23 protein-coding genes are annotated in these 24310 nt (G+C 47.2%); all 23 read left to right on the top strand.

Annotated features, from left to right (window positions below; genetic code table 11):
* Nucleotides 1-279, top strand: a 279-nt coding sequence (locus GO013_RS16995) for a hypothetical protein (RefSeq protein WP_203529469.1), incomplete at its 5' end; no start/stop codon positions are given.
* Nucleotides 280-479: 200 nt separating this feature from the next.
* Complete coding sequence (locus GO013_RS08735) at nucleotides 480-2045, top strand: BCCT family transporter (RefSeq protein ID WP_163810199.1); 1566 nt, start codon at nucleotides 480-482, stop codon at nucleotides 2043-2045.
* 30 nt (nucleotides 2046-2075) lie between these two features.
* Complete coding sequence (locus tag GO013_RS08730) at nucleotides 2076-2849, top strand: IclR family transcriptional regulator (RefSeq protein WP_163810197.1); 774 nt, start codon at nucleotides 2076-2078, stop codon at nucleotides 2847-2849.
* A 24-nt stretch (nucleotides 2850-2873) separates the two neighbouring features.
* Complete coding sequence (gene buk / locus GO013_RS08725) at nucleotides 2874-3932, top strand: butyrate kinase (RefSeq protein WP_163810195.1); 1059 nt, start codon at nucleotides 2874-2876, stop codon at nucleotides 3930-3932.
* Nucleotides 3933-3951: 19 nt separating this feature from the next.
* On the top strand, nucleotides 3952-4848 hold the full coding sequence (locus GO013_RS08720) for a phosphate acyltransferase (RefSeq protein WP_163810193.1): 897 nt from the start codon (nucleotides 3952-3954) through the stop codon (nucleotides 4846-4848).
* 34 nt (nucleotides 4849-4882) lie between these two features.
* On the top strand, nucleotides 4883-6160 hold the full coding sequence (locus tag GO013_RS08715) for an MFS transporter (protein WP_163810191.1): 1278 nt from the start codon (nucleotides 4883-4885) through the stop codon (nucleotides 6158-6160).
* Between the two features lie 45 nt (nucleotides 6161-6205).
* Entirely contained in the window at nucleotides 6206-6430 is a 225-nt protein-coding gene (locus GO013_RS17540) for a 4Fe-4S binding protein (RefSeq protein ID WP_163810189.1), read from the top strand.
* Nucleotides 6431-7492, top strand: coding sequence for a 3-methyl-2-oxobutanoate dehydrogenase subunit beta (locus GO013_RS08705; protein ID WP_163810188.1), 1062 nt, complete (start codon nucleotides 6431-6433; stop codon nucleotides 7490-7492).
* Nucleotides 7492-8232 (top strand): thiamine pyrophosphate-dependent enzyme, encoded by a 741-nt coding sequence (locus GO013_RS08700; protein ID WP_163810186.1) that lies wholly within the window; start codon nucleotides 7492-7494, stop codon nucleotides 8230-8232. The genes GO013_RS08705 and GO013_RS08700 overlap by 1 nt, the downstream gene beginning before the upstream one ends.
* Nucleotide 8233: 1 nt before the next feature.
* Nucleotides 8234-8770: a 2-oxoacid:acceptor oxidoreductase family protein gene (locus GO013_RS08695; protein ID WP_163810184.1), complete on the top strand. Its 537-nt coding sequence runs from the start codon at nucleotides 8234-8236 to the stop codon at nucleotides 8768-8770.
* Between the two features lie 153 nt (nucleotides 8771-8923).
* Nucleotides 8924-11740 (top strand): FAD-binding and (Fe-S)-binding domain-containing protein, encoded by a 2817-nt coding sequence (locus GO013_RS08690; protein ID WP_163810182.1) that lies wholly within the window; start codon nucleotides 8924-8926, stop codon nucleotides 11738-11740.
* Nucleotides 11741-12668: 928 nt separating this feature from the next.
* Nucleotides 12669-13739, top strand: a complete 1071-nt coding sequence (locus tag GO013_RS08685; RefSeq protein WP_163810180.1) for a pyruvate ferredoxin oxidoreductase — start codon at nucleotides 12669-12671, stop codon at nucleotides 13737-13739.
* A 1-nt stretch (nucleotide 13740) separates the two neighbouring features.
* A complete protein-coding gene (locus GO013_RS08680; RefSeq protein ID WP_163810178.1) occupies nucleotides 13741-14502 on the top strand; it encodes a thiamine pyrophosphate-dependent enzyme in 762 nt (253 codons plus the stop codon).
* Nucleotides 14492-15046, top strand: coding sequence for a 2-oxoacid:acceptor oxidoreductase family protein (locus tag GO013_RS08675; RefSeq protein WP_163810176.1), 555 nt, complete (start codon nucleotides 14492-14494; stop codon nucleotides 15044-15046). The genes GO013_RS08680 and GO013_RS08675 overlap by 11 nt, the downstream gene beginning before the upstream one ends.
* Nucleotides 15043-15267 carry a 4Fe-4S binding protein gene (locus GO013_RS08670; protein WP_163810174.1) on the top strand — a complete coding sequence of 75 codons (225 nt, stop codon included), beginning with the start codon at nucleotides 15043-15045 and terminating at the stop codon, nucleotides 15265-15267. The genes GO013_RS08675 and GO013_RS08670 overlap by 4 nt, the downstream gene beginning before the upstream one ends.
* Nucleotides 15268-15289: 22 nt before the next feature.
* A complete protein-coding gene (locus tag GO013_RS08665; RefSeq protein ID WP_163810172.1) occupies nucleotides 15290-17452 on the top strand; it encodes an acetate--CoA ligase family protein in 2163 nt (720 codons plus the stop codon).
* Between the two features lie 84 nt (nucleotides 17453-17536).
* Nucleotides 17537-17911 (top strand): Rid family detoxifying hydrolase, encoded by a 375-nt coding sequence (locus GO013_RS08660; RefSeq protein WP_163810170.1) that lies wholly within the window; start codon nucleotides 17537-17539, stop codon nucleotides 17909-17911.
* A 194-nt stretch (nucleotides 17912-18105) separates the two neighbouring features.
* A complete protein-coding gene (locus GO013_RS08655) occupies nucleotides 18106-19524 on the top strand; it encodes an MFS transporter (protein WP_163810168.1) in 1419 nt (472 codons plus the stop codon).
* A gap of 125 nt (nucleotides 19525-19649) precedes the next feature.
* Complete coding sequence (locus GO013_RS08650) at nucleotides 19650-20849, top strand: FAD-dependent oxidoreductase (protein WP_163810166.1); 1200 nt, start codon at nucleotides 19650-19652, stop codon at nucleotides 20847-20849.
* Nucleotides 20850-20867: 18 nt separating this feature from the next.
* The gene (locus GO013_RS08645; protein ID WP_163810164.1) at nucleotides 20868-21179 is read left to right on the top strand and encodes a (2Fe-2S)-binding protein; all 312 of its coding nucleotides are present in this window, start codon (nucleotides 20868-20870) and stop codon (nucleotides 21177-21179) included.
* Nucleotides 21172-22557, top strand: coding sequence for an NAD(P)/FAD-dependent oxidoreductase (locus GO013_RS08640; RefSeq protein ID WP_163810162.1), 1386 nt, complete (start codon nucleotides 21172-21174; stop codon nucleotides 22555-22557). The genes GO013_RS08645 and GO013_RS08640 overlap by 8 nt, the downstream gene beginning before the upstream one ends.
* 278 nt (nucleotides 22558-22835) lie before the next feature.
* Nucleotides 22836-23738, top strand: coding sequence for a sulfite exporter TauE/SafE family protein (locus GO013_RS08635; RefSeq protein WP_163810160.1), 903 nt, complete (start codon nucleotides 22836-22838; stop codon nucleotides 23736-23738).
* Nucleotides 23739-23860: 122 nt separating this feature from the next.
* Nucleotides 23861-24040, top strand: a complete 180-nt coding sequence (locus GO013_RS08630; protein WP_163810159.1) for a hypothetical protein — start codon at nucleotides 23861-23863, stop codon at nucleotides 24038-24040.
* The last annotated feature ends 270 nt before the right edge of the window (nucleotides 24041-24310 follow it).

The raw sequence follows: 24310 nt of genomic DNA, 5'->3' as shown, positions 1-24310 counted from the left end.
GATGATATTTTAATCCTAGCCATGTCGGCCTCCTTTGAGCTTCACTTTTACTGGTACTGTTACCAGATTAAGCCTTGGAGTGCCGACATGGTATTTTTGTGGGGAATTGCATGGATGGCATCCGGATGTCTTTTGGGGGAGAGATGCATCAAAAAAAGGCGTCGTTGTATAGCCGGACTTTGTGCAAATAAAAACAATGTTTGGAAAATGTCTTTAATTTCAGAACGCTGTTCTATTTTGCAATATTTTTGTGTCAAGAAAATTGAGAAAACTGGTTGACTAGTTTTGATATATCGTGCATTGCAGGGTCGTCGAAAGTTAGAACGTCGTTCTACTGAGTGGAACGAAGGATGAAAGAATACAAAATTTGATTGTACTTGGCCCTCTAAAAAAAGAAAAAAAGGTTGATTTGAAGAATACAAAAAAAAGAGCATTTATTTTTTGAATTTTACGAAACAAAATTATTCAAGGAGATAATTTTGAATACAAAGAGCCTTTCAACCCAATACTGTAGTGATTCGATATCGAATAAAGAACTGAATGGAATTGTTTTTTGGACACCATTTTCGCTCATTACTCTTTCTGTGATTATAGGACTTATTTTTCCAGATATATTCGGTGCAGTTGTTACAACGGGTCAAACATTCATTTTAAAAAATTTTAGTTGGCTTTTTTCAATTACAGGATTGTTCTGCTTGGTATTGATAGGCATCGCCTTTTTTTCTCAGTTTGGTAACGTTGTTATTGGTGGTAAAAAAGCCAAACCTGTATTGAGTAAATGGCAGTGGTTCTCCATAACACTGTGTACCACTATCGCCATCAATATCTTGTTCTGGCCCATCGTCGAACCGCTCCAGGATATGCTCGCCCCTCCGTTGGCTCTCGGATTTGAAGCAAATACCTATGGAGCCGCAAAATTTTCGCTCGCATCCATGTATATGAACTGGGGATTGGTTCCCTATTCCATCAACGCTCTTCCCGCACTCGTTTTCGCCATTTGTTATTATAATTTGAAGCGACCCTTCAGCCTTGGGTCCATTCTCTATCCCCTTCTTGGTGAACGGGCGAACGGCGGTTTGGGCAAGGTCGTGGACATCATTTCACTGTACGCCCTGGCATTGGGCATGGGCACGTCCCTCGGAACCGGAGTCCTGATGCTGTCCGGTGGGCTTTCAAAACTTTTTCCGGCCATTGAGAGTTCTCCGAAGACCTGGGGAATCCTTATCATCATTGTCATGACGATTTGTATTGTCTCGTCTGTCAGCGGCCTGATGAAAGGGATGCGGATTTTGTCCGAACTCAATGCCAAGTTGCTGTTCGGCCTGATGGCCATCGTGTTCATTGTGGGACCAACGGTGTTCATTCTCGATTTCAGTGTCGAATCCTTTGGGTCCTTTGTGGCGCATTTCTTTGAACGGTGTTTGTTCACGGATTCATTTCGTGTGGACTCCTGGCCGCAGAAATGGACCGTGTTTTCTTTTGCCAACTACATGATTTGGGCACCTATCTCCGCATTGTTTCTTGGTCGGATTTCCAAGGGCTACACCGTCAAGGAATTCATTTCCGTCAATGTGCTGTTGCCCATGGTCTGCGTGTTCATCCATGCGTCTGTCTTCAGCAGTACCGCTATCTGGCAACAACTTGTGGGCGGCATCGATTTGCAGGGCAGCATTGCCACCGGCATTGATGAGGCCGTGTATATCCTTCTTGGAAGTTTGCCTTTGGCCCATTTTATCATCCCCGTGTTTCTTTTTGCGGTTTTTATTTCCTTTATTACGGCTGCGGATTCCACCACCAACGCCATGGCTTCCCTGACCACAAAGAACCTTTCGGTGACCAATCAGGAGGCTCCGCCTGCCCTGAAGGTCGCCTGGGGCGTGATGATCGGGACGTTGGCATTCATCATGTTGGCCTTTTCAGGCCTTGATGGAATGAAAACGCTGACTTATTTGGGTGGAGCACCTATCACACTTGTGATAATTGGTTCTGCGTTTTCTTTGATAAAACTCATTCAGATGCAGAAAGAATCGGATCTTCTGCAATAGCTCAGTTTCGTAAAGAAGGGGAAAAAGGCAATGTCGAATATCATCAGTTCCGTCGCACGCGCTTTGGATGTCTTGTTGTACATCAACAGTCAAAAGGACCCGGTGGGTATCTCCACCATCAGTAAGGATATGGGCATCTATAAAAGTACCATATTCAGGACGTTGGCCACATTGGAAGACCGGCACTTCGTGCAGCAGGATCCTGAAACCGGGAAATACACCTTGGGTGTCAGCCTGTTTTCCATGGCCAACAAAATCACGCTCTATGACGTCTTTGTGCCGTTCGTGAAAAAACTCAATCTGGAATTCAAGGAAACAGTGAATGTTTCCGTCCTGGAACGGTCTTCGGCCGAATCATATCATAGCGTCGTGGTGGTCAAGGAAGATGCGATCGACAACAAGTTGTCTGTCAGTCCACAAGTGGGCGCAAAGAACAAATGCTATTGTTCTTCGGTGGGAAAATGCCTGCTCGCTTTTTCGTCGGATATTTCGGACGCCATTTTGAAAAAGTATGAATTCGTCAAATATTCTCCCAATACTATTGGAAATTATGAAGATTTGGCCAAGGAATTGGAAACGGTCAAAAAGCAGGGATACGCCTTGGATAACGAGGAACAGGAAGTGGGCCTCATTTGTGTGGGCGTGCCTGTCTTCAACAAGAAGGGCGAAACCATTGCTGCCATGAGTGTGTCTGGTCCATCCCAACGTATTCAGCAGATGAACATAGACCATGTCGTAACCCGGTTGAAAGCGGTTGCGAGTGAAATAACGGAATTGGTTCAGACGTCACGTCGGACCAAATAACTGAAACACAGAAGAGAAATTATCGTGAAGATACTCGCTATCAACCCTGGTGGAACGTCCACCAAGATCGCTGTTTTCGAGAATCAGGAAGAGCTGTTCAGCGAAAACGTCATCCACAAGGAGTCCGAGTTGCATGACTTTGACACTGTGTTTGACCAGTTTCGCTACCGCAAGGACCTGATTGTCAAAGTGCTCCGGGAGAATGACCACATGATCGAGGATTTCGATTGTGTGGTTGGTCGGGGCGGGCTGCTCAAGCCGGTCGAGGGCGGCACCTATGAAGTGAACGCCGCCATGATCGAGGATTTGCGGAATGCCATCAATGGTGAGCATCCCTCGAATCTCGGGCCGGTCATTGCCAAGGATATCGCTGATTCCATCGCAGTGCCCGCGTTTATCGTGGATCCTGTTTCCGTGGACGAATTCCTCGATATTGCCAAGATTTCCGGTATTTCCGACATCAGTCGATCCAGTTGGATGCACGCACTCAACCAGAAGGCCGTGTGCCGGGAAACCGCTGAACGGCTCAACGGTGGGTATCGGGATTTTAATTTCATCGTGGCCCATCTGGGGTCCGGCATATCCATTGCCGCGCACCGCAAGGGGCGCATGATCGATGGAAGTGGTGGCCGTTGTGACGGTCCGTTTTCTCCGGAACGCTGCGGCGGACTGCCGAGCTTCCCGCTGGTCGAGTTGTGCTACAGCGGCAAATACACCCGCAAGGAGATGGTGAACAAGATCAGCACCAAGGCGGGCATGTTCGACTACCTCGGAACCAAGGACATGATGGAGATCGAGAATAGATATTTGGAAAAAGATGATAAGGTTGTGAAAATACTTGATTCTTTTATTTATCAGACCGCCAAGGAAATCGCTGCATATGGAGCGTCACTGAGCGGTGACGTTGACCGTATCATCATCACAGGCGGAATCGCTCATTCCGCTTTGATTGTCAGCAAATTGAAGGAGCAGGTCGGGTATCTGGCCGAGTTTGAAGTCATCGCTGGTGAAAAGGAAATGACAGCATTGGCTCTTGGCGCATTGCGCGTCATGGGCGGAGCCGAAGAGATATTAACCTACTAGCTGAAGTGGAGTGTTTATTGTGTTGAAGGATTTTACCGAGTTGATGGAAAAAGTTTCGTCTGGACGCCAGTACACGGTCTGTGTTGCTGCGGCCCAGGATGGGGAACTGCTTCATGCCGTCAAGCTCGCCGTGGATATGGGATTCATGCGGCCGATTTTGGTTGGCAATGAAAAGATCGTCACCGATCTGGCTGCCGAAGTCGGATTGACCGAGTTTGAAGTGGTGCCGTGTGACGATGTGGACGAGTGCGCGGCTGTTGCGGTTGAAGTGGTCAAATCCGGCCGGGCGGATGTGCTCATGAAAGGCGTCATCAGCACCGCCACGTATATGCGCGCCATCCTGAACAGGGAGACCGGACTTCGAAACGGAAGCCTCATCAGTGCCTTGGCCGTCTATGAACTCAAGGAATATCACAAGCTGGTGTATTGCAGCGACAGCGGGATCAACACCGCTCCGGATGCGGATCAGAAGCAGGCGATTCTCACCAATGCCTTGGGCGCCATGCACCGCCTTGGTCTGGATTGTCCGAACGTGGCCGCGTTGGCTGCCAGTGAGACCGTTCACCCGAAAATTCAGGCCTCGGTTGACGCCGACATGCTGGTGAAACTGGCCGAACAGGGAGAACTCCCCCGGTGCGTGATTGAAGGACCGATCGCCTTTGATGTGGCGTTTGATCGTCACGCAGCGGAACACAAGGGCATTGAGAGTGCCATCAGTGGTGAGGTCGATTTGATTCTCGCTCCCAACATTGAAACCGGGAATGCGCTTGGCAAGTCCTGGTTGACCCTCAGTCATGCGAAATGGGCAGGTGTCGTGCTTGGAACGACTCATCCAGTGGTGCTCGGATCTCGGTCAGACACTGCTGAAGTGAAGATCAATTCCATCGCTCTCGCCTGCCTTTTGGCTCAGTCATAGCTCTTTGTTCATTCTTTAACTTGAGGAGAAATTGATGCAGGAAAGTAAAGGATTCAACGTTAAAACGTTCATTGTCCTCTTCTTTATTGGCATGGGGTATGCCATCACTTATGCAGTCCCGTTTGTGCAGTATGTTTTTTATGACACCACCTTGCACGCCTTGGACGCGACAAATGCTCAACTGGGGACGCTGGTCGCCATCTTTGGAATCGGGAATATTGCGGGTGCGCCTATCGGCGGCATCATTTCAGATAAATACAACCACAAAATAGTCTATCTCGCCGGACTGATGGGAACCTCCCTCTTGTCTCTTTTGTGGGCGTTCAATCTCAATTATCAGTTTTCGGTGTTCATTTTTGCAGGTCTTGCCGTGACCGGATTGTTCTTGTTGTTCCCGGCGCATATCAAGATTGTCCGTTCGCTGGTTGACGAATCCAAACAGGGAAAGGTCTTCGGGTTTGCCGAATCCTTCGCCGGTATTGGCAGCACCATTGTCAATGCCATCGCCCTGGCTGTTTTTGCCAAATACGCCAACGAGATTTTCGGTTTCAAAGCCGTGCTGATCTTTTTCTCGATCTGCGGTGTGTTGTGTACAGCCGTCCTGTACTATCTGATTGAAGATCCCAAAAAGGAAAAGCAGGCCGAGGCCGTTTCCGCCAAGAGTTCAGATAAGATCACACTCAAGGATTTCTTTATCGTTTTGAAATGCCCTGGCACCTGGTTCGCTGGTATTGCCGTGTTTTCCACCTATACCCTGTACTGCTCCCTGTCCTATTTCACACCATACTTCACCAATGTTCTCGGTGTGTCCGTGGTCTTTTCCGGTGGACTTGCCATCATCAGAACCTATGGCCTTCGGTTCTTCCTGTGCCCGGTCGGTGGGTATCTTGGAGATAAGATGAATTCGGTCACCAAGGTCCTGCTGGCTTCCTGGCTTGCCTGTATCGGTGTGATCCTGACCATCATGTTCCTGCCCGAGCACACGGCCATCGGTATCGCCATCACCTTGATGATGTTGCTGAGCGCCTTTGTCTTCACCGCTCGTGGAGCCATGTTCGCCGTGCCTTCCGAGGTACAGATTCCCTTGAAATATGCGGCCATCACCGGCGGTATCGTGTGTGCCATCGGGTATTCCCCCGATCTTTTCCAGTTCATCCTTTTTGGTAACTGGATCGATACCTACGGGAACGAAGCCTACACCATGATCTTCACCTACGACATCGTGATGAGTTGTGTTGGTGTTGTCAGTGCCTTGCTGACCTTCAAGTATAAAAAGAGCCTTTCGAAGATGGTTGAAAAAGCAACGAACTAAATTGTTCGCTGTCAGAATAATATAACACAGAGGTTTGAAAGTATTATGGATGTTCTCACAATCAGAGAAGAGAGATGCAAGGAATGCGGATTGTGTATTGCGCATTGTCCGAATGAAGCTCTCTCTTTTTCCGACAGATTAAACAGTGCAGGGCACAGACCTGTTCAAGTCGATGATGCCAAATGCATCAAGTGTGGCATCTGCTACACGATGTGTCCTGATGGTGTGTATGTGATCTCGCGGGAAGACGAGGCTGGAGGGAAAAAGTAAATGGCCGACATGATAAAAGGAAATAATGCCATCGCCGAAGCGGCTGTGCGTGCTGGTGTCAAGCTGTATGCAGGATATCCCATCACGCCGTCCACGGAGATCATGGAATATCTGTCAAAGCGGTTGCCCGAAGTCGGTGGCAGTTTTGTCCAGGCTGAAAGCGAACTCGCTGGTATCAATATGGTTATGGGTGCCGCAGCCTGTGGCGTGCGTGCGCTCACCGCCTCATCCGGTCCAGGTATCAGCCTGAAGCAGGAAGGTATTTCCTGCATTTCCGATGAAGAGCTGGCCTGCGTTGTCATCAACGTCGTCCGCTACGGCAACGGATTGGGCACTCTGTATTCCGCGCAGTGCGACTACCATCGTGAGACACGTGGTGGCGGTAACGGCGACTATCGCTGCATCGTTCTGTGTCCCGAAAGCATTCAGGAAGCTGTTGATCTCATGGCCCCCGCCTATGATCTGGCTGAGAAGTATCGGATCGTGACCGTCATGATGACCGAGGGAGCCCTTGGACAGATGATGGAACCATGCGAAATGCCTGATTTCATTGAACCGAAAAAACACCCCTGGGGTTTTGACGGCAAGTATTCCTACAAAAAGATCGGTATCTTTGATCGGAATTCCATGACTGAAGCCGTCGCGCTGAACAAGAAACACGAGACCATCAAGGCCGAAGAGCAGCGGTGGGAAGAAGACGGTCTGGAAGACGCGGAATACGTCTTTGTCGCATTCGGACTGCCTGGCCGGTCGGTCAAGGGCGCGGTTAAACAACTGCGTGCCGAGGGCCACAAGGTCGGATTCATCCGTCCCATCACCACTTGGCCGTTCCCGGAAAAAGCCTTTGAAAACATCAACAAGGATGTGAAGGGCATTATTTCCGTTGAAGCGAACGCCACGGGCCAGCTCATCGACGATGTGGCTTTGACCATCAAGAAAACCATCAAGGATCGCAACGTGCCTTCGTACTGCCTTCCCTGTGTGTACGGTATCCCGACCATCAAGTTCACCAAGGAAGGGCTGCACAAGATTATCAGCGGCGAGATCAAGGAGGCTTACTAATGGCTAAAGCAAGAAAAGTGCCTGCCATCATTGACAATCCGATGTCATTTTGTCCCGGTTGCGGACACGGCATTGTCGTCAGGCTCATCGCGGAATGCCTTGAAGAATTGGGGCAGGATCAGAATATCATCTTTGCGCTGGGCGTTGGCTGTTCCAGCCTGCTTGGTGGCGGACTGGTCATTGACCGGCTGCATTGTCCCCATGGACGTGCATCCGCTGTAGCCACCGGCATGAAACGGGTACAGCCCGAGAATACCATTGTCGCGTATCAGGGTGACGGTGACGCATACAGTATCGGCATCGCCGAGACCATCAATGCGGCGTATCGCAACGAGAACTTCACCATGATTTCCATCAATAACACCAACTACGGCATGACTGGTGGACAGATGAGCTGGACGACCATGCCCGGACAGGTGACTACCACCTCGCCGTTGGGTCGTGATTGCGAAGTGACGGGGAATCCCCTGAAGTTCCCGGAATTGGCCGCCAGCCAGTTCGATGTGGCTTTCGCCGCTCGCGGAGCCGTGACCTCTCCCAAAAATATCAACAAGTTGAAGAAGTATATCAAGAATGGTCTTGAGGCGCAGATCAATGGTGAAGGCTATTCGGTCATTGAAGTGCTGTCACCGTGCCCGACCAACTGGAAAATGACCCCCTTGAATGCCATGAAGCGGATTGATGAAGAGCTGATTCCCTACTATCCGCTGGGTGTCTTCAAGGAAAGGAAGGAGAACTAGAATGCGTGAGATAATATACGCAGGTTTCGGTGGGCAGGGTGTCCTGACGTCCGGTCTGGTCATGTCGCAGGTTGCCATCTTCAAGGGCCAGAATGCCACATGGATTCCTTCCTACGGTTCTGCCATGCGTGGTGGAACAGCGAACTGCACGGTTAAATACGGCAAGGATATCATCTACAATCCGGCTCAGGAAGAACCCGATTTGTTGCTGGCCATGAATGGTCCGTCTTTCGAGATGTTCTACTCCATGGTGAAACCCGGTGGAATCATCGTGGTGAACAGCGACATGGTCGAGAACGATGTGAACGTGCGTGATGACGTCACGGTTTACTCCTTGGCCTGTAGTTCTTTGGCTCAGGAAATCAAGCAGCCCCGTGGTGCGAACATCATCGCAGCCGCAGCCATTATCAAGCTGGCTGGCGACTTCTCCATGGAGGACGGTATTCAGGGCATGAACGACATGTTCAGGAAAAAAGGAAAAGAGAAATTCGAAGCCGGAAACGTGAAGGCATTCGAATGCGGGTATAACGCCGTTTAGGTTGCGAGCGGACCTCCAGACGGATCGCACTCCGTCTGGGGGTCCTGAGGCGATTTTCGCCGAACCATACAATGAAACGTGATGCAGACACCATTTTCATATGTACAGAAAAGTGTCGGAGCCCCCGCCCGATGCATTTCATAAGGAGTTCCTATGTGTCCTATTGATGTATTTATTGCCGATGTCAAGAATACCTTCCCTGAAGAAAGGGTTCATACAGAAGAATTGCTGGTCAAGGCATATTCTGTTGATGGAAGCCCTTTCGAACCGATCGCCAAGGCCGTTGTTGACGTCACCACGCCGGAAGAATTGGCGGCGTTGCTTCGCTCTTCCCATACGCACAAGGTCAGTTTGACTTTTCGTGGCGCGGGGACCGGTGTGAGTGGGCAGACCATTGCCGAAGACGTGACTGTTCGTCTTGTTGGTCCGCACTGGAAAAAGCTTGAAATTCTTGACAATGGCGAACTGGTACGCGCCGGATGTTGCGTTGTCGGTGGGGATATCAATGCCGCTCTGGTGCCGTACAAACGGCTCATGACTTCTGACCCTTCTTCGGTGAACAGTGCGTTTATCGGCGGCATGGCGTCCACCAACGCGGCCGGGTTGAGCTGTACCATCGACAAGAATTTGTACCATATGATGACCGGGCTGCATTTCACGCTGGTAGATGGAACCACGGTCAATACCGAGGATGCTGCCAGTGTGGCCGCATTCAGGAAAAGTCATGCCTCCATGTTGCAGGAATTGCTCGATATCCGTGAACGGATTCTCAATGACGAGGCGATGAACGAAAAAGTCCGCCGCAAATTTTCCATTCGAAACACCTGCGGATACAGCTTGAATGCCTTCACGGATTACGACGATCCGGTCGAACTGTTGCAGCATCTCATCATCGGGTCCGAGGGAACCCTTGCCTTCATTCATTCCATCACCTTTCGGACAGGCGTGCTCAAACCGTTGCGGGCCACGGCGTTGGTCGGTTTCACCTCGCTTGACGAGGCTATTCAGGGCGTGTTGCGCCTCGAAAAAGGGTGTGACATGTACGCTGTTGAATTTCTCAATTGCGTGTCCTTGAATGCCTTGATGCAATTGCCGGAATTTCCGGATTCCCTTCAGGGATTGGGTGACGACGGATGCGCGTTGTTGCTGGAGACTCGTGGTGAAGACGATGCCAAATTGCAGGAAAATGTGGACCGTGTTCTCGAAGCCTTGAGCGGAGTGGATGTAGCGGTTCAGCCTGAGTTCGTGACAGACCATGAGGTGTGCGAATCCCTGTGGAATATCCGTCGTGCCTTGTTCCCGATTTTGGCTGGAACCCGTGCTCCTGATGAGTACGCGTATTCCGAAGATTATTGTGTCCCCATTGAGAATTTGCCCGAAGCGTGTAGTTCCTTTGTGGAAATTCTTGCCAAACATGGATTTACTGAATCGGGTGTGCATGGACATGCTTTGCACGGCAATATCCACTTTTCGATCCCTCTCAGACTGAATGTGGAAGAAGATCTGGCTCGGATGGGCAAACTCATTGCCGAGGTCGGCGATACGGTGTTGTCCTTGGGCGGTGCGCTCAAGGCCGAGCACGGAACAGGCCGCGCGGTTGCACCGTTTGTCCGTCTGGAGTGGGGTGATGATTTATACACTGTCATGCAGGATCTCAAACACGTCATCGATCCTGAAAATCTGTTGAATCCAAAGGTCATTCTGAATGACGACCCTCGATGTCATCTGACCAATCTGAAGTACGCCGGTCCGGTGGATAAGATCGTCGATACCTGTGTGGACTGTGGTTTTTGCGAATATGTCTGTCCGTCCAAGGAAGTTGGACTGTCTTCCCGCCAACGCATCTACATCCTGCGCGCCATCGCGAGCCTGCGCGCTTCCGGGGATGAGGCCAAGGCCGAGGAATGGCAACGGTTGTTCGATGCCAAGGGACGTGACCTGTGTGCCACGGACGGACTGTGTTCCATGCGGTGTCCCCTGGGATTGGATATTGCCGGATACATGAAAAAATTGCGTCATGAAGCCCTGAGCGAGACCGAAATTTCTCGGGCCAATTGGGTCGTAAAACACTTCAAAATGGTCGAAAAAACGGCATCATCCATGTTGCATGTGGCCTCTGCGGCACACAAACTCATGGGCCATACGCTGGCGACCAAGACCGCGCCGCTGGTCAAGGGCATGACCGGAATGACCATGCCTGATTTGCGGGACGTGCATCTGACCGGAGGTTCGTCCATTCCGGCTCCCAAGCGGGGCATGGGTGAGAATCGGGTCGTGTATTTCCCTTCATGCGCGGTGCGCACCATGGGCTATGCCGATGACGGTGTTCATTCAAATGAACCTCTTATCGATGTGACTCTCCGCTTGTTGGAGCGCGCCGGATTCACCGTGATCATCCCGGATAAAACCAATGGACTGTGCTGTGGCAAGGCCTTTGAAACAAAAGGGATGTTTGAGCAAGCCGATCGCAAATCCGATGAATTGAATGCGGTCCTGCTTCGTGAAACCCTCAATGGCAGCATCCCGGTCTTGTGTGACACCAGCCCGTGTCTTGCTCGTATGAGAAAGACGCTGGACACACGGTTGGGCCTGTATGAACCGGCTGAATTTGTCCTGAAATTCCTGGCGGACAAACTGTGCTTTACCAAGAAAACCCGAAGTGTTGCCTTGCATCCGACATGTTCAACCCGTGAAATGGGTCTGGTCGAGACGCTGCGTCAGGTCGCGGAAAAATGTGTGACCGAAGTCGTTATCCCGGAAGGCATTTATTGTTGCGGATTTTCCGGGGACAAGGGATTTACCCATCCGGAATTGAACGCGTCCGCCTTGCGCACTCTTGAAGAGAGCACACGAAATTGTGTCGAAGGGTACAGCACCTCGCGGACCTGCGAGATCGGACTGACACTTCACGGGCACAAGACGTACAGGAATATTCTGTATCTGATCGATGAATGTACAACGAACAAATAGCTGATTCCAAGGAGGGATGCCCCCATCATCCGTCTTGAGGCATTCCCATAGTCAAGCCTCCAGTCACACCTCCACCTCCTTGGATACAATCAGCTCACCCCTCAGACCGGCAGGCTTTCCCTGCCGGTCGTTTTTTATGGTTTTTGTCTGGAGATGCGTGTGGCTGTGGTGTGTTTTAAAAATCGGTATTTGTGACACTTCATTCTTTGTTGAGCGGATTTGATTATTCATTGAGAGAGGACCGCGATTTTTTTTTAATGATTTTTTATCCCATTGCATATGCTTAGATCTTGCGAAAATGGTTGCAAAATGCCTTTCGATCAAACTTTGGTCGGTTATGGTGTGCAGTTTTTTGTTTTGTGGTTTGCCGTTTGGTTGGTCCGTTTCAGAAGTGCGTACTTGCTAAAGAGATTTTTGGGGCAACTCAAAATGCAAAGTCAGCAATAAATATTTTTTTGAATTGCCTCCTTTTTTTAAAAGGATGGTCACTTTTTTTAAGATTTGTGTCTGATGGTGCCCAGGAAGAGTTTGTTAAAACAATATTCCCTTTAGTTATACGAGTTATGGATATCTAAGAAAAGATATGCATTCCGTAAGTCTTTTGTAATTATCTTTTTTTATTGTAAAAATACCATTTTGAATGATCCTGTTTAGCTGTTTTAAAAGTTTTGATTGGTTGTTCAAAATATCACAAGTAGGATATTTCTTTGAAAGTGGTATAATTAATTTAAAACGTAGAAGCCACCGAATTTATTCAATTTATCTATTTAATATCGTATTTTTTACTCACGATCAGAATTTTATTATTGACAGGTCGAATGTGTGCCGTGTAGTTCTCTCACAAGAACGGGACAGCGTACCGCAATGCGGGACAAGCCAAATCCGGAACGCTATATGGTCAATACGTTTAACTCTGTGAGGAGTCGGAATGAAAGAAACATTGTTTTTAAAAAACACGGAAACGTTTGCCGAAAGTATGATTCGTTGCGGTATTCGTTGCCATTTTGCTTACCCCATTACCCCCGCGACAGACGTCATGAAATATACGTCCAGAATGTTGCCTGAACATGGTGGCCGAATGGTTCAAATGGAAAGTGAATTAGCCGTTTCAAATGCCCTTGCTGGATATGCATGTGCAGGGAAGTTGGGTGCTACATCGACTTCTGGGCCTGGTATGACACTGATGCAGGAAGCTATTGGTTTTATGGCTGCAGGAGAATTGCCCTGTATCATGCTTGACGCGATGCGTGTTGGTCCCGGTGATGGTGATATTATCGGTGCACAGAGTACGTATTACCAAGCCACTCGAGGAGGCGGTCATGGTGATTATCGAGTTATTGTGCTTGCTCCTTCCTGCGGACAAGAGATTGCTGACCTCATGCCTCATGGCATAAAATTGGCTATGACATATCGCAATCCGGTTTTGTTTGTGGTTGATGGTGTCACCTGCCAGATGACTGAAACAACTTCTTTCGAAGAACCACATGATTATACGGCAGATTTTGATACTTCCAGTTGGGCCTTTACGGGCACGGCTGATCATCCAAAACGTTTTCTTGTCACTGGTAGCTATACGCATGAGCAGGGCTACGAGATGAATGAGAAGATGCGTCAAAAGTATGTTGAAATTTCAGACAAAGAACAGATGTGGGAACAAGATCAGGTTGAAGATGCAGAAGTCCTGGTCGTCGCCTTTGGTATCCATGGGCGTATGTGTAAGGACCTGGTTGAGGCGTCTCGAGCCAAAGGCAAGCGTGTCGGGTTTATTCGTCCTATAACTCTTTGGCCTTTTCCGGATAAAGCTTTCGAAAATATTCCTGCTTCAGTGAAATCAATTCTGGTTGTGGAAATGAATCACGGTCAGATGGTTGACGACGTCCGTCTTGCTGTGAACGGAAGGGTTCCCGTTCATTTCCTGGGTAAGACTGGAGGAGAGATCCCTATGTGTACTTTGGCGGAGATGACCCGCGAAGCGAACAACTTGCTCGAGGGAGAGTAACATGCAGACATTAGCAGATTATTACGGAAAAACATTAAAATTTGACAAGCTTACGAGCTATTGTCCTGGTTGTGGACATGGTATTGTCACCCGTTTGGTGGCTGAAACCATCGAGGCAATGGGAATACGTGAAAAGACCATGGCAGTCGTTGGCATTGGGTGTGGTGGCTTTTCTCATCATTATTTGGAAGTTGATGCAATGGAAGCCATTCATGGTCGTTCTCCGGCGTCAGCTATTGGATACAAGATCGCTTTGCCTGATCACATTGTGTTTACCTATCAGGGTGATGGTGACACGAGTGCTATTGGTCTCCATGAAATTATGCACGCTGCAAATCGTGGCATGCCTATCACCTGCATCATGGTGAACAACTCGGTGTTCGGTATGACTGGAGGCCAGATGTCTCCTACCTCAATTCCTGGACAGGTAACTTCAACCACCGCCACTGGACGAGACGTCGCAGTCCATGGATATCCTTTGTTGGTGCCGGAAATGATGCGTGCAATGCAAGGTGTTTCATATTTGGCAAGAGAATCTGTGGTTGATGTGAAGAGCATTAAAAAGGCCGCAAAGAGTATTCGTAATGCTTTCGAATGCCAAGTTAGAGGATTGGGTTTTTCTTTTGTAGAAGTGATTTCCCCGTGTCCTACAGGGCTGCATTTGTCTGTTCCTGATGCATATGCTTTCGCAGCCAAGGAGACACTTAGTTACTTCAAACCGCAAGTTTTCAAAAATGAATTGGAGAAAAACGATGAAGTATAAGTGCGCATTTTCAGGTTCCGGCGGTCAGGGTGCGGCTCTGATGGCAAAGCTGACTTGCTATGCCGGTATCAAAGAAAGCAAGCAAGTGGTCATGACTCAAACCTATGGCGTTGAGCAGCGTGGCGGAGACTCTACTGGTTTTGTTATTGTTTCCGATGATCCTATTGGAAATCCTATTGTTGAGTCCGATGCTGATATTGGCGTCGCCATGAGCGAAAGCATTTATCAAGCAAGTTTGGAAGGACTGAAAGACGGTGGAGTTTTGTTTGTCAATAGCTCCATGGTCAAAACGGTTTTGACTCGTCCTGAAGTGACGCAAGTACTTCTGCCTGTTTCTGGTTTGGCGCAAGATATGGGAAATGTGCGAGTGGCGAATATCATTATGTTGGGTGCTGTTGTTCAATTCACCAAGATGTTGAGCATTGATTCTATCATCGCGGCATTGACTGATGCTATGGGAAAAAAGAAAGCCTCGTTACTTGAAATTAATATCCAAGCTTTGAATGCAGGTATTGAACTTGCGGAAAAGGAGGCAGCCAAATGAGTAAGAAAGTGAAAATTCATTTGATTGAGAGTGTGCGTTGTAAGTCATGTGGTCTTTGTGTGGAAGCATGTCCCAAAAAAACGCTTGCTATCGGAACTGATTTGAATCCGCAAGGGTATGCATACGTGGTTCAAGTTGCGCCTGAAAAATGCGTTAAATGTAATATTTGTCGTCTCGTATGCCCAGATGTTGCCATTGGTGTCATCGAAGCTAATTCCTAAGATAGAGTGAGGTCGTTTCTTTATGTCAGATCTTAATCCTCTTTTCAGGCCAAGAAGTGTTGCATTAATTGGTGCATCTTCTGACCCGAAAAAATATGGGTACTGGACCGCCAAAGGACTTATCGATAGTCAATTTACTGGCGATTTGTACTTTATTTCAAGAACCGCCGCTGCAGATATCCTGGGACAAAAGCCTTACGCGAGCATATCTGATGTGCCGGGATCAGTCGATTTGGCTATTCTCGGTATTTCTCCCAAATACATTCTTCCTGTCATTCAAGAATGCGCGGACAAAGGGGTCAAAGCCGTTGTTGTCGTTGCTACTGGTTTTGGAGAAACCGGACCGGAAGGTAAGGCTTTGGAACAGAAAATGATCGCCATAGCCCAAAAAACCGGTATGCGAATCATGGGTCCCAATTGCATGGGGATATTTAGTTCTCCCGTCAACCTCAATGCAAGCACCATTGATTTGGACGATGGACATATGGGGCTTGTGTTGCAAAGTGGTAACTTTGGTATTGATATTAATTTCAATGCCAAGACACGAGGACTTGGCTACAGCGGTTGGGCAAGTATTGGCAACCAAGCCGATCTTCGTTTTGCAGATTTCGTTGAATATTTGGGCCAGGATGAAGATACTCGCGTGGTACTTATGTACATGGAAGGATTGAGAGTTTCTTCCGTAGACGATGGACGCAACTTCCTGCGGAAAGCTCGTTTGACAACACTTCAAAAACCTGTGGCTGTGATCAAAATCGGTCGTAGCAAAGCGGGGGCGCGTGCAGCCGCTTCGCATACCGGGTCATTGGCTGGCAGTGAAAACATCTTTGACGCTGCACTCAATCAGGCTGGTGTCATTCGGGTGGAAACTCCAAATGAACTGCTTGATGTCGGTGAAGCCTTTTCGCGTTGCAAAATGCCCAAGGGTAACCGGATCGCCATCCTTACAGATGGTGGTGGTCATGGAGTGATGGCTACAGATATGGCGGAGAATTTGGGGCTGAACGCCGCAGTGCTTTCTGAGGAAACTCAGAAAAAATTGCGTGCGATTCTCAAGCCTCATTGCCCAATCAAGAATCCTGTTGACCTTGCGGGTACCCCCGAAGGTGATATGTGGGTCTTTGACCGATGTGCAGAAGTCTTGCTGGCGGATCCCGACGTTGATGGTCTCGTTATTGCGGGACTTTATGGTGGGTATTGCGATTTCTCGGAAGAGTTCCGTCAGTTGGAAATGGATGTTGCCAAGAGTTTGGCAGACAGAGCGACTAAGGCGGATAAGCCCGTTGTTATGCATTCCATGTATCATGCTCAGCAACCTGAAAGTTTGGTCCACATCATGAAGCACGGGTTTCCTGTGTATGGATCTGTTGATGCCGCAATGCGGGCAATGGGAGCTTTGGTTGGATTCGGTGCTCGTCAGGGAAAAATTCAGGAAGAATTGGCCGCACAGCCTCCGCAACTTCCAGAAGACAGGTTGGCTCAAGTTCAAATCATTTTTGACAAGGTCCGTTCGCAGAACCGTGTGAATTTGGTTGAAACTGAAGCGCGCGAGGTCTTGCGTGCCTATGGATTTAATTTGCCGTCTCATCTTTTGGCTACAAATGAAAATGAAGCAGCTACATTATTTGATGAGTTAGGTGCAAAAAAAGTTGTTATGAAAATTGTTTCTCCAGACATTTTGCATAAAACTGATGCTGGTGGCGTCATTTTGAACGTAGATTCTGAAGAAAAAGCCCGTGATGCTTATATACAACTTCTGTCGAATGCTAAAAAGTATGATGCAAATGCTGATATTTTTGGCGTAATGCTTACACCAATGCTTTCTGGAGGCGTGGAATGCATTATTGGGAGCAGCTACGATTCAACCTTTGGACCTGCTGTCATGTTTGGTCTTGGTGGTATTTTCGTAGAGGTTCTCAAAGATGTCTCTTTCCGTGTCGCTCCTGTCAATGGACCAGAAGCAAAGAGAATGATTAGTGAAATCAATGCGTATCCACTTCTTACTGGAGTTCGTGGACAGCAAGGTGTTAACCTTTCGGCCCTTGAGAACGCTGTCAGTATGCTTTCTTACATGGTCGTCGAGTTATCCGATGTTGCAGAAGTGGATTTAAATCCCGTTTTTGCCACGGAAGATGGTGTCGATGTTGTGGACGCAAGAATCGTGTTGCACCCGGTGAATAAATAATAATTCCCTCTCCCCTTCTCTGGCAAGGACACGTTCTGCTGAGGAGGGGAGCTAACGGTGTTTTTTAAATAAAAGGATGATTTCATGGAATATTTGAATGATAAAAACGCCCCTGAACCTTTAGGTCCGTATTCTGATTCGATTCGAAGTGGCAATATGCTTTATTTGTCTGGCCAGGCTCCTTTTGGTCAGTCCGGTGAACTTGTTGGCTCGACGATTGGAGAACAGACCACCCAGGCTATGGATAATATGGCGTCACTTTTGGAGTCTGTGGGCCTTGGTATGAAAAATGTTGTTAAAGTCACTGTATATCTGGCGAATTGGGATGATTTTCCCAGTTATAACGAGGTTTATAAATCGTTTATGGGCGATCATAAACCTGCGCGTGCTACGGTTGAAGTGAGTCGGCTTGCTGGCGGGGCTTTAATTGAAATGGAGTCCATCGCAGAATTTTCCTAACCCCTCAGTTGAATGGCGGTCAGAAGGACATTTAGAATGTGTTTTGTCTTCTGAATGTTGTCTGATCGCTGTTCTTCCTTGGTTGCGGAAGGACGTTGGGACGTTTGTGTAGAGAAAGGAGAGATTTAATAAAGAAGATTGTTGTGTACGCATAGTACTGGGTTCTAATAGTACCATTATACCAGGAGGATAACATGATAGGTAAGGCGTCTCTAACCGAGCTTTTTGACAACGCTCCACTGAATAGCTTTCACAAACATTTGTTTGTTTATTCATCAGGAGGACCATTTCTTGATGGGTATGTGATGGGCATGATCGGTATCGCGTTGGTTCAAATAACACCTTATCTCGAATTGTCTCTTTTCTGGGAAGGAATGATTGGAGCGGCTACATTAATTGGAATGTTTTTTGGTGGGTTCGCTGGAGGATGGGTCACAGACAAGTACGGTCGATCGATGCTGTATACCATTGATCTCATCGCTCTTGGTATTTTTTCATTGGGTCAGTTTTGGGCAGAAAGTGCGCCTGTCCTTTTCCTTTTTCGATTTTTATTAGGCGTTGCTGTGGGAGCAGATTATCCAATTGCAACAGCTTTATTGGCGGAGTTTACTCCTAAGAAATATCGAGGACCCTTTATTGGCACTCTTCAGGCGATGTGGTTTGTTGGAGCGAGTGTTGCATATATAGTTGGTGATATTTTATTGCGTACCGGGCCAGATGCTTGGCGGTGGATGCTCGCCAGCGCAACTTTGCCGACAGTGGTTTTCCTCTTTATGCGTCGGAATACACCGGAATCCCCCCGTTGGCTGAGCATGAAAGGACGATATAAAGAAGCGCAAGCTGTTTTAAAAAGAGTTTATGATGAAGATATTTCTATTGAAGAATTGAAATCGATAAATTTTGAGCGAAAAAGAGTCCCTCTTACGAGCTTATTCCATTCTGAATACGGAACTCGTATGTTATTTATTACTTTGTTTTGGACATGCGCTATTGTTCCGCTTTTTGCTGTGTATTCTTTTGGTCCTAAAATAATGGTTGCTCTTGGATTGACTGGTCAGTTTGGTCACACTGGAGCTGCAGCTATAACATTTATCTTTATGTTGGGCTGTCTTTTCCCGTTGGGGCTTATAAATAAAATTGGGCGTCGTTCTTTGCTGTTGCATAGTTTCTTTTGGTCCGCAGTTGCATTGTCTTTACTTGCATTTTTTACAAATTCTTCACCGTATCTTATCCTTATTTTGTTTTCTATCTACGCTTTGGCAACAGGTGGTTCACAAAATTTGCAATTCGTTTATCCCAACGAACTTTTTCCAACGGAAATTCGGGCTTCAGCTGTGGGTCTTGCTTCTTCTATCAGTAGAATTGGTGCGGCTATAGGCACTTACCTTGTGCCTTTGGCTCTCGCTCGATTGGAGATTCGAACAACCATGATGATTGCGGCTGGGATAACGCTGTTGGGTTTTCTTGTGAGTTTGAAAATGGCTCCAGAGACCAGGAACTGTAGTCTTGAGGATGCTTCTCGTTGTGAGGGAAAAAGTTTGATGGTGGAGGGGGGCGTGTCACACCCTCAGCCCGAAAAGGTCTCTACTCTTTCTTTCCAGAAGAGAGGATAACTTGTGAATATTAGATCAGTTTTTTAAGCGTAGTTTAAGTGTTACGGCTTAATATTTACTAACACTTTGAGTGGCTTGTGAACTAAACAAGCTGCTGGGAGTAACAGAGCAAAAGGAGAAATGACATGAGCAGCAAACGAACAGCTGGTGCTGTCGTTATTGGCGGTGGGGCCATAGGAACGGCTGTTGCCTGTTATCTGGCGAAGGATGGAGTGGATGTGACGCTCATAGAGCGTGGAGAGTTCGCTTGGGGAACGAGTCGTCGGTGTGAAGGGCATATTGTTACATATGATACTGCTCCTGGTCCTCACAGTGTTTTTTGCAAACGTGGACAAGAGATGTTCTATGAGGCGCAGAAATTTTTGCCTGTAGATTTTGATTTCCAGCCTGAGGGAATCGGTCTTCTTGTGGATGACGAGAATCATCTTGAAACTGTCAAAGCCAATTTTGAGGGGAAGAAAAAAGAGGGATTTGATGTCACTCTTTGGGATCGAGAGGAGCTGAAACAGCATGAGCCAAATATCGGTGACGATATATTGGCATGTCTGAACTTTAATAATGACTGTACCGTTAATCCTATGCGTCTTTGTTATGGTTTAGCAAAACATGCTGAGGCCAATGGTGCGACTTTGATGTCTCGTACGAACGTGACAGATTTTCGTATGGAGAAAGGTCGGATTTCCTCTGTTGTGACCGATAAGGGCGAAATTATGACTGAGAATGTCATTTTGGCTTCAGGTATTTGGACCCCTCAACTCGGTGCTATGTTGGGTCTTAATGTCCCTATTCGACCTCGGCAGGGACATGTCATTGTTACAGAACGCTCTAAAGGTTTGGTAAGTAAAGCCTATGTAGAATACGGTTATCTGTTGGCTAAAGGTGGAGAAAAACGAGACAACGTTACTCCTGATATGGACAAATTCGGTGTTGCCTTTGTACTTGAGCCTTCTTCTGCGGGTACTCATTTACTGGGCGGTTGCCGGCGTTTTGTAGGTATGGACACTCGTCCCCATCCTGCGGTTATGCGTGCTATTGCTGAACGAGGACAACACTTTTTTCCCGCTTTAGCTGATACTCGTATTATTCGTTGTTATGCGGGTGTCCGTCCCTTTACTCCAGATGCAAAACCAATCATTTCTCCGACCCACCTTGGGGGCGTTTATGTTGCTGCTGGACATGAAGGGAATGGGATTAGTCTTTCACTTATAACAGGCAAGCTCATTTCTGATTTTATTAATGGTTCAACCCCGGAAATGGATTTGAGTTATATGCATATTGATAGATTCGGCTTTAATCCTCCCGCATTGCCTATCGGAGCTGCATAAAAAAGAAGGAGAAGGAATATGTTTACCAAAGTCAGTGATTCGAACAATAAAAAAATTACCATCTATTTTGAAGATGAACCAGTCGAGGTCGAAGAAGGTATGACTGTCGCCGCTGCCGTGCTTGAGCCTTCCCATGGTTGGACTCGTACAACTCATGGCGGACACAAGCGTGGAGCCTTTTGTCATATGGGGGTATGTCATGAATGTTTGATGACAATTGATGGTGTGCCCAATCAGCAGGCTTGTCTTACTCCTGTGGCGGACGGGATGAAGGTATATCGTCAAAATGGTGAGCCGGATTTCCATCAGGAGGAGGGTAAACATGCATAATGTCTGGGATGTCATTATTGTTGGTGCAGGGCCTGCCGGGATGTGTGCTGCTCTTGAGACAACAGGGCATGGGTTACGCACTTTGGTTTTGGATAGGCAGATGGAGCCAGGTGGGCAGATCTATAGAAGTGTGGGATCGTCTGCCATGGTTGATAAATTGGGGAGCGATTATGCTGCCGGTTTGCCACTTGTCAAAAAATTTAATGCGTCGGATGCACAATTTGAATCAGGTGCGAATGTCTGGGATATAGCTCCTGATCGGGTGTATTACAGTCGGCAAGGAAAGAGTTATTGCGAACAGGCGCGACATGTCATTTTAGCGACAGGAGCCATGGAACGTCCCGTTCCTCTACCGGGTTGGACTTTGCCGGGTGTTATGGGCTCTGGTGCTTCTGACGTATTGTTGAAGTCTTCCTCGTTGCTTCCAGAGGGGCCGGTTGTTCTTTGTGGTAATGGCCCTCTCATTTTGCAAGCGGCTGTGCATTTGAGTCAATTTGATATCCCTGTAGCTGGAGTCTTGTTGACTGGTCGGTTGGGTAATGCTTTGCGCGCTACAAAATATGCATTGGGAGCTTGTTCCCGTCCTGGTTATTTTTTGCATGGTGTCAATTTGGCCATACAAACTTTGTTCAAACATAAATGTGTCTTCGAAGCTCAGGATATACGTATTTCTGAGAAAGGACAGGGGCTTGAAGTCCTTTTTGCTACCCGATCCGGTAAAAAAAAGGAATTAACTGCGTCAACAGTTCTTCTTCATGAAGGAGTTATTTCAGAAAGTCGTATTACTCGGTTAGCTCGTTGCCGACACACATGGGATCAATGCCAACGGTATTGGCATGTGGATGCTGATTTGTGGGGACAAACTTCTGTGCCCGGTTTGCGGACGGCTGGTGATACCGCTTCCGTCCGGGGGGCAGTTGCTGCTCAAGCGGAAGGACATTTAGTCGGATTGGATGTTTGTCGAGAGCTTGGTTCTATTCCAATGAGTCAACGCGACGATGAAGCTCGTCCTCATTTGCGAATTATTAAGCGATGTAAATCATTGCAGCCATTTCTTGATGAATATTTTGCCCCAACACCTTCTATGCTTCAACCTGCTGCAGATGCCATTGTGTGCCGTTGTGAAGAATTGACGGCCGGCGAATTGCGTGAAGCTATCAATGAAGGGTGTTATTCTCCAAATGGACTGAAGTCTCAGGCGCGGCCAGGCATGGGAACGTGTCAAGGGCGTGTTTGTGGGCAGGCTGTAGCTGAAATGATAGCCGATGCTCATGGTATTCCGTTGGAAAATCTTCCTTTATATACGGCTCAGCCACCTCTCTTCCCCTTACGCCTTGGTGAGCTCGTCAACACCTCAATTCCTCCAGATCTTCTGTAGGAAGCGGGGCGGTCAAGAGAAGAAGATGTTTCTTTTATTTTCTTGGCTGCCAACAGTGTAAGGTTCTGACGATTCTGGTCAAACCTGTCGTCAGAACCTTTCTTAAAAGTTTATTGAGAGGTCTTGCCTCTTTATAAAGTCTTTTATTGCGGCCTTTTGACTGTTGATGGTACCGCCGTCGTACTGCGTTCTGTTTGTACCGAAACGATAGCGAATAGTTGGTTCTCATTGAGTGCAATATTTTTTCTACGTGCCGTGCTGACGGCAGAGGAGTGGATATGGTAAAATATATATTGGGTCTTTTGGCAATTTTGGGCCTGTATTTTTTATTTGTTTTTATCAAAGATTACCGAGCTCATCGTCATGAGATGAGTAAGGCATCCCCTGTCACGGTTGGAATTATTGGTTTTGTAACATTGTTTTTTGATGTGCTTGGGATTGGTAATTTTGCATCGGCAACGGCCTTGCTTAAATTTTTCAAACAAATAGATGATAAGAAGATCCCAGGGACACTGAATGTTTTTACTTCGCTTCCAGAGGTTGTGTCTGCATCTTTTCTTATCACCACCATTGAGGTAGAACCTGTGACGCTTATAAGTATGCTTATTTCAAGCTCGCTGGGAGCATACTTTGGGGCTGCCATCATGTCTCGTCTACCAGTACAAATAGTTCGTCTTGTTATGGGTGTTTCTCTTTTTGTAACTGCGGTATTGATGTTCTTTGGAATTATGGGGTGGATGCCAAGCGGTGGTGAAGCCACTGGTTTGACGGGAACGAATTTGATAATTGCCAATGTAGGAAACTTTATAATCGGGATGCTCATGACGGCAGGCATTGGAGCGTATGCCCCATGTATGGCATTGGTTTATTTTCTTGGGATGTCACCACGGGTTGCCTTCCCGATCATGATGGGATCGTGCGCATTTCTTATGCCTATTGCTTCTCTTAAGTTTATTAAAGAGGGAGCATATGATCGTAAGATTTCACTTATTGTCACCTTGACTGGTATTGTTGGTGTTTTGATTGCGGTTACGTTAGTCAAATCCATACCCCTTGGCATTTTGAAATGGGTTGTTATCGCCGTTGTTTTGTATACATCTGGTTCTATGATCTATTCTATGATAAAAGGGAGAGAGAAAGTGATAAAAAATGCAAAAGAACTGCAAAAAAGTAACGCATAGTTGTTAACCATAAAAACACCTTTTTGTGAAATTTATTCATAAAATTAACGAAAAGGTGTTTTTTTATGGTGGTTTTAAATAAGAGCATTTTGGGCTGTGTTCAATTTTTTATGAAGAGTTCAATGAATCAATTTGATGTCTTCTCTTGGTTTGATAAGAAATTTAGAATGTTAATTTATGTTTGGGGCATGAAATATTATTTAGAGCGTTATTCAGAGTGTGAGTCTTGGAGAAGTGTAAAAATCTTACTTCAAGTCTGTGCATACACAGTGGTGGCTGTGGCTTTTGTGCCTGGTCTTTGAAAGCCTGCTGTACAGAGTATCACTTATAGGTTCGTCTCAACGTTGCAAATAGACAGTTTTTAAAGCCAGAGACTGATACAGTGACAAGCTGCACGTTTTTGTATGAAGATATACAGTAGGTTTGTAGACGTACAGAGCGACTTTTTTGTGTGAAGAGGCTCTTGTGTGTTTAAGGCGGGGTGAAAAATGAATTTTAATTGATCTTGTAGAATCATTTGGTTCGTTTCACTTTTCAATTAATGAAATACGAAATTCCATAATTCATGAGTT

It is taken from the genome of Pseudodesulfovibrio sp. JC047 (assembly GCF_010468615.1).
Classification (GTDB): Bacteria; Desulfobacterota; Desulfovibrionia; order Desulfovibrionales; family Desulfovibrionaceae; genus Pseudodesulfovibrio.
This window is presented reverse-complemented; position numbering and strand designations above follow the sequence as displayed.